This window comes from Methylibium sp. (assembly GCF_013817365.1).
In the GTDB taxonomy this organism is placed as follows: Bacteria; Pseudomonadota; Gammaproteobacteria; order Burkholderiales; family Burkholderiaceae_C; genus Methylibium.
In genome coordinates this window covers 1-6,618 of the sequence record NZ_JACDCU010000215.1, presented here as the reverse complement: position 1 = coordinate 6,618, position 6,618 = coordinate 1, and the positions used below count along the sequence as shown (strand labels likewise).

Here is a 6,618-nt window from a genome sequence, read left to right as displayed (position 1 = left end):
CGCTGTCGACCATGAGCATCTGCTCGCTGGAAGACGTGGCCGCCGCCACGACGCGCCCGTTCTGGTTCCAGCTCTACGTGATGCGCGACCGCGCCTTCATCGAAAGCCTGATCGAGCGTGCCCGCGCAGCGCGCTGTTCGGCGCTGGTGCTCACGCTCGATCTGCAGATCCTCGGCCAGCGCCACAAGGACATCAAGAACGGCCTGACCGCGCCGCCCAAGCCGACCCTCGTCAACCTGCTCAACCTCGCCACCAAGCCGCGCTGGTGCCTCGGCATGCTCGGCACGAAACGCCGCGAGTTCGGCAACATCGTGGGTCATGTGAAGGGCGTCGAGAACATGAGTTCGCTCTCGGCCTGGACCGCTCAACAGTTCGATCCCGGCCTGAACTGGGGGGACGTGGAGTGGATCAAGAAGCGCTGGGGCGGCAAGCTGATCCTCAAGGGCATCCTCGACGCAGAGGACGCGCGGCTTGCGCGCGACAGCGGCGCCGACGCGCTGATCGTCTCCAACCACGGCGGACGCCAGCTCGACGGCGCCATGTCCTCGATCGCTGCACTGCCGGGCATCGCCGAAGCGGTGGGCAAGGACATCGAGGTCTGGATGGACGGCGGCATCCGCTCGGGCCAGGACGTGCTCAAGGCCATCGCGCTCGGTGCGAAGGGCACGATGATCGGCCGCGCCTTCCTCTACGGCCTGGGCGCGATGGGCGAGGCGGGCGTCACCAAGATGCTGGAGCTGATCGCCAACGAGCTGGCGCTGACCATGGCTTTCACCGGCCACACCGACATCCGCAAGGTCGATCGCGGCATCCTGCTGCCGGGCACCTACTGAGCCAGTCGGCCGAGCGCCGCACCTAGAACCCGGCGGCCGCACATCGCCCCGCCCGCGGAGAACCGCCCGCTCATCATGCAAGCCCTGCTGCACCTGTCGAGACTGATCGACGCACTCAACGAACGGGTCGGCAAACTGATCCTGTGGCTGGTGCTCGCGGCCGTGCTCATCAGCGCGGGCAACGCCGTCATCCGCAAGGCGTTCAACATCAGCTCGAACGCCTTCCTCGAGATTCAGTGGTACCTGTTCGCCGGTGTGTTCATGCTCGGCGCCGGCTACACGCTGCTGCGCAATGCGCACGTGCGCATCGATTTCGTGTCGTCGCGCCTGTCCGCGCGCAGCAACGCCGTCATCGACAGCCTGGGGCTGGTGCTGGTGTTGATGCCGCTCGCGGTACTGATGATCGACCTGAGCTGGCCGCTCTTCATGCGTGCATGGGTTTCCGGCGAGGTGTCGGGCAACGCCGGTGGGCTGATCCGCTGGCCGGTGCTGCTGCTCATACCGGCGGGCTTCGCGCTGCTGCTGCTGCAGGCGGTGTCCGAGCTGATCAAGCGCATCGCCTTCCTGCGCGGTGCACTGCCGGAGCCGTTCAGTACGGAATCGGAAAAGTCCGACGCCCAACGGCTGGCCGAGGAACTCGCCGCCGTCGCAGAAGCGCCGGTCGGATCACCGCGACGCGAGCGCAAAGGATGAGCGCCCTCGTCACCCAGAATTTCGTGCCGCTGATGTTCGCGGGGCTGCTGGTGCTGCTGCTCACCGGCATTCCGGTGGCCTTCGGACTGGCCGCCACGGGCCTGCTGTTCGGCGGCATCGGCATGGCACTGGATCTGTTCCCGCCGAACCTCTTCCAGGCGCTGCCGCTGCGCGTCTTCGGGATCATGCAGAACGAGACACTGCTGTCGATTCCCTTCTTCACCCTGATGGGCATCGTGCTCGAGCGCTCCGGCATGGCCGAGGACCTGCTCGAGACGGTGGGCCAGGTGTTCGGCCCGGTGCGCGGGGGCCTGGCCATCGCGGTCGTGCTGGTCGGCGCGCTGCTCGCCGCGACCACCGGCGTCGTCGCCGCCGCGGTGATCTCGATGGGCCTGATCTCACTGCCGATCATGCTGCGCAACGGCTACAACCGCAGCATCGCCACGGGCGTGATCACTGCCTCCGGCACCTTGGCGCAGGCCTTGCCTCCTTCACTGGTGTTGATCGTGCTGGCCGACCAGCTCGGCCGCTCGGTCGGCGACATGTACGCCGGCGCGCTGTTGCCAGGTCTCATGCTGGTCGGGGTGTACCTGCTGTTCATCGTCGTCGTGGCGCTGGTGAAACCGGCCTGGGTGCCGGCCCTGCCGCTGCAGGCGCGCATCTATGTCGAGGCGGGCGGCGCGAGCGGGCACCGCTCGCTGCTGGTGCTGCTGGCGCTGTGCTCGGCCGCCGGCTTCGGGTGGGCGCAGGTGCACGAGTCGGTGATCAATCCGTGGTTGGAACGCGGCACTCCGGCGCCGGGCGACGAGGTCTTCATCCTTTCACTGACCTTGAGCACCGTGCTGGCCTTCAGCCTGGCGCTGGTCAACAAGCTGCTCGGCGTGGGCCTGCTGTCGCGCCTGGCCGAGCGCGTGACCTTCGTACTGATTCCGCCGCTGATCCTGATCTTCCTGGTGCTGGGCACCATCTTCCTCGGCGTGGCCACGCCCACCGAAGGCGGCGCGATGGGCGCGGTCGGTGCGCTGGCCATGGCTCTGGCCCGGCGCCGGCTCGGCGGGCGGCTGCTGCGCCAGGCGCTGGACAGCACCGCGCGGCTGTCGTGCTTCGTGCTGTTCATCCTGATCGGCTCCACCGTCTTCAGCTTCACCTTCAACGCGGCAGACGGCCATCTGTGGATCGAGCAGCTGTTCGCCGAACTGCCGGGCGGCGTGCTGGGCTTTCTGATCGTCGTGAACCTGCTGGTGTTCGTGCTGGGCATGTTTCTCGATTTTTTCGAGATCACCTTCATCGTCATCCCCATCCTCGCGCCGGTAGCCGACAAGATGGGCATCGACCTGGTGTGGTTCGGCGTGATCCTCGCCATGAACCTGCAGACCTCTTTTCTCACGCCGCCTTTCGGCTTCGCGCTGTTCTATCTGCGCAGCGTCGCGCCCCGCGCCGACTACGACGACCGCGTGACCGGCCGGCGCATTTCGGCCGTGACCACGGCACAGATCTACAAGGGATCGATCGCCTTCATCGTGCTGCAGTTGATCATGGTCACGGTGGTGGTCATGAACCCAGCCCTCGTGTCAGGCGGCATCGAGAAGGGGCCGATCATCGACGCCGACAAGGCGCTGCGCGAGATGTCGATGCCGACGCCCTTCGAGGCGCCTGCGCCGGTGCTGGAGCCGCCGGTGATCCCATCTGACGACGCCGCTTCCGAGCCCGCCGACGCGGGCGAAGAAGCGGACGAGCCGATGAAAGCGCTCGAAGAATCGATGAAGCGCGACGCGCAGCCGCGCTGAGGCGGCGGCGCCTAGCGCGTTCTCGGCGCCGCCATCAGGGCGATGGCCAGCGAGCCGAACAGGAACAGGCCCTGCAGTTCGAGCGCCCAGCCGCCCGACTTGCCGAGCGCAAGCAGTTCGCCCGTGTGCGCGAGCGCGATGGCGAACACCATGTTGATCGCCATCACCAGCGCCGCGGGACCGACGAGCACGCCGATGAGTACCAGCAGCGGCGCCAGCAGTTCGCCGATGAACACGCCGTAAGCCACAAAACCCGGCAGCCCTGCCGAGGTGACCATGCCCTCAATGCCGCTCACGCCCTTCATCAGCTTGGCGACGCCGTGAAACAGCATCAGCCCTGCCACCGACCAGCGGAGGATGAAGAACCCGGCTCGCGGGTGGTAAAGCGCGTTCAAGAGCGATTGCATCGGGGTCCTGCGTGGGGTTGAGAGTGCGCGCAGTATGCCGATGCGCCGCGTTCAGAGCTTGGCCGCCTGCATGTAACTGTCGAAGCGCGCTTCCGTGAAGCGGAACCACAGGTTCTGCTCGCGGCGGAAGGCGTCGAGATCGGCGTAGATCTTCTTCCAGCTCGGGTTCTTGGCACCGATCTCGGAATACAGGGCCATCGATTCCTTGAAGCCGAGGTCGATGATCGGCTTCGGTATGGCGACCATCTTCGCGCCCTGCTGCACCAGCTGCTTGAGCGCGGCCGGGTTGCGGGCGTCGTAACGCGCCTGCATGTCCACGTGAGCATGCGAGGCCGCCGACTCGATCATGGCCTTGTAATCGGAGGTCAGCGCCGCCCAGGCCTTGGTGTTGATGTAGAAGTCGAGTTGCGGGCCGCCTTCCCACCAGGCTGGGTAGTGGTAGTAGGGCGCGACCTTGGCGAAGCCGAGCTTGAGGTCATCGACCGGAGCGACCCATTCGGCCGCATCGATGGTGCCCTTCTCGAGCGCCTGGTAGATCTCACCGCCCGGAATGTTCTGCGGCACGGCGCCCATGCGCTCGAACACGCGCCCCGCGAAGCCACCGACGCGAAACTTCAGGCCCTTCATGTCGGCCACCGTCTTGAGCGGCTTGCGGTACCAGCCGCCCATCTGCGCGCCGGTGTTGCCGCCGGGAAAGTTGATGATGTTGTAGCGGGCGTAGAACTCGCGCATGAGCTTCAGGCCGTTGCCGTCGTACATCCACGCACTCATCTGGCGCGAATTGAGGCTGAAGGGAATGGCGCAGCCCAGCGCGAAGGTTTCGTCCTTGCCGAAGAAGTAGTAGCCCGCGGTGTGCGCCATCTCCACGGTGCCGGCCTGCACGCCATCGACCACGCCGAAGGCCGGCATCAGCTCGCCGCCCGCATGCACCGTGATCTGGAACTTGCCGCCCGACATCTCGCCCACCTTGCGCGCGAACAACTCGGAGGCGCCGAAGATGGTGTCGAGCGCCTTCGGAAAGCTCGACGCCATGCGCCAGCGGATGCTGGCCTGCGCGTTGACGATGGCGGGTGCGGTGCCGGCGGCCAGCACCCCGGCCAGGCCGGCTCGTTGCACGAAGGAACGGCGTTGCATTGAAAGGTCTCCAGGGAGCGAATCGATGAGTAAGGAAAATTCTAGGAAGCGCTGCCCCCCTGCCCGACGGGGTTTACCCCTTCGGGCAACACCCGTTGCTTCGCAAGCCAACAGGGCTGCGTATCCGAACGTGACTCGAGCCGAAGCCCGGACCGCAGGTGCCTTGGCTACCGCAACGGCGGCCGCGAGAGCGAGAGCGAGGACGTGGGAGGCTACAGACCGGCGATCTTCATCCGCTCGATGAGTACCGAGCCGACTGTCTTGCCGCCCAGCGTGTACGCATCGGCGCCGACTGCGGCAATGCGCTCAAGCATCTCGCGCAGGTTGCCGGCGATGGTGATCTCGTGCACGGGATGCTGCAGGCGCCCGCCCTCGACCCAGAAGCCCGCCGCGCCGCGCGAATAGTCGCCGGTCACGTAGTTCACGCCTTGCCCCATCAACTCGGTGACGAACAGGCCACGGCCGAGCTTGCGCAGCATCGCTTCGAGGTCGTCGCTGTCTGCGGTACGGCGGCTCTTGAGCGTCAGGTTTTGCGAGCCGCCGGCATTGCCGGTCGTGCGCATGCCGAGCTTGCGAGCGGAGTACGTCGAGAGGAAATACCCCTCGACCCGGCCGCCCTTGACGATGGCGCGGGGCGCGGTGCGTACGCCCTCGTCGTCGAAGGGCGCGCTGCCCTTGGCTTTGAGCCGGTGCGGGTCTTCGTCGACGTCGATGTGATCCGGAAAGACCTGCGTGCCCAGACTGTCGGCCAGGAAGGTCGATTTACGGTAGAGCGCTCCGCCGCTGGTGGCCTGCACATACGCGCCGAGCAGGCCGGCGGACAGGGTCGACTCGAACAACACCGGCACCTCGCAGGTGGCGATCTTGCGTGACTTCAGGCGCGACAGCGTGCGCTCGGCGGCGTAGCGCCCCACGGCCTCCGGCGAGGCGAGTTCGGCCGGATCGCGCATCGAGGAATACCAGGCGTCGCGCTGCATACCATTGCCCTTGCCGGCAATCGGCGCGACGGAGAGCGAATGGCGCGAGCTGGCATAGCCGCCGCGAAAGCCGCGCGAGTTGCCGGCCAGGAAATGCGATTGCTGCACCGAGACGCCGCACCCATCCGAATTGGTGATGCGCTTGTCGGTCGCAAAAGCGGCAGCTTCGCAGCGCAAGGCGACCTGCATCGCGCCTTCGGCATCGATAGCCCACGGGTGATACAGGTTGAGGTCGCGCGCCGCCTCCTGCGGCGTGGCGAGGTCCTGCTCGTCGGGCAGGCCGGCGGCCGGATCCTCGGCCGTGAAGCGGGCGATGTCGTAGGCGGCCTGGACGGTCTGCTCGAGCGCGGCGCGCGAGAAGTCCGACGTGCTGGCATTGCCGCGGCACTGGCCGGCATACACGGTCACACCGAGCGACTTGTCTCGGTTTCGCTCCACCGTCTCCACCTCGCCCTTGCGCGCCGACACGGAAAGGCCGGCACCCTCGCTCACTTCGGCCGCGCTGGCGCTCGCACCGAGCTGCGTGGCGAAGGCCAGGGTGTCGTCGATCAGCTGCTCGAACTGAGCACGGCTGTAGGCAAAACCTTCGGGTTTGCGAGGCATGGCAAGGGTGTGGGGAGTGGCGCGGCGCTCGGGCCGCAGGGCGCAACTATGATAGCCAGCGCCCCCTTTTTGCCGTGTACCGCTTGAACTCCGCCCCCACCCCCGACGCCGGCACCGAACGCTACGACTTCGAGCGCCCGAGCAAAACCTCGCTCAAGAAGGCCATGCACGAGTTGCAGGCGCT

At 66.8% G+C, this 6,618-nt stretch carries 6 protein-coding genes; 3 read left to right on the top strand and 3 right to left on the bottom strand.

Annotation, left to right across the window (positions count from 1 at the left end; all coding sequences use genetic code 11):
* The 3 genes from H0W38_RS13440 to H0W38_RS13430 all read left to right on the top strand — a co-directional run.
* The coding region (locus H0W38_RS13440; protein WP_292454844.1) for an alpha-hydroxy acid oxidase at positions 1 to 833 on the top strand (833 nt) is incomplete at its 5' end.
* Positions 834 to 908: 75 nt separating this feature from the next.
* Positions 909 to 1,526 carry a TRAP transporter small permease subunit gene (locus H0W38_RS13435; RefSeq protein ID WP_292454842.1) on the top strand — a complete coding sequence of 206 codons (618 nt, stop codon included), beginning with the start codon at positions 909 to 911 and terminating at the stop codon, positions 1,524 to 1,526.
* A complete protein-coding gene (locus tag H0W38_RS13430; protein WP_292454839.1) occupies positions 1,523 to 3,313 on the top strand; it encodes a TRAP transporter large permease subunit in 1,791 nt (596 codons plus the stop codon). The genes H0W38_RS13435 and H0W38_RS13430 overlap by 4 nt, the downstream gene beginning before the upstream one ends.
* Before the next feature lie 11 nt (positions 3,314 to 3,324).
* On the opposite strand, the gene H0W38_RS13425 is transcribed toward H0W38_RS13430, so the two are convergent.
* From H0W38_RS13425 to pmbA, 3 genes are all read right to left on the bottom strand, one after another.
* Positions 3,325 to 3,720 (bottom strand): DoxX family protein, encoded by a 396-nt coding sequence (locus H0W38_RS13425; protein ID WP_292454836.1) that lies wholly within the window; start codon positions 3,718 to 3,720, stop codon positions 3,325 to 3,327.
* Positions 3,721 to 3,771: 51 nt separating this feature from the next.
* Positions 3,772 to 4,854, bottom strand: coding sequence for a TRAP transporter substrate-binding protein (locus H0W38_RS13420; protein WP_292454834.1), 1,083 nt, complete (start codon positions 4,852 to 4,854; stop codon positions 3,772 to 3,774).
* 212 nt (positions 4,855 to 5,066) lie between these two features.
* On the bottom strand, positions 5,067 to 6,434 hold the full coding sequence (pmbA, locus tag H0W38_RS13415) for a metalloprotease PmbA (protein ID WP_292454833.1): 1,368 nt from the start codon (positions 6,432 to 6,434) through the stop codon (positions 5,067 to 5,069).
* Positions 6,435 to 6,618 lie beyond the last annotated feature (184 nt).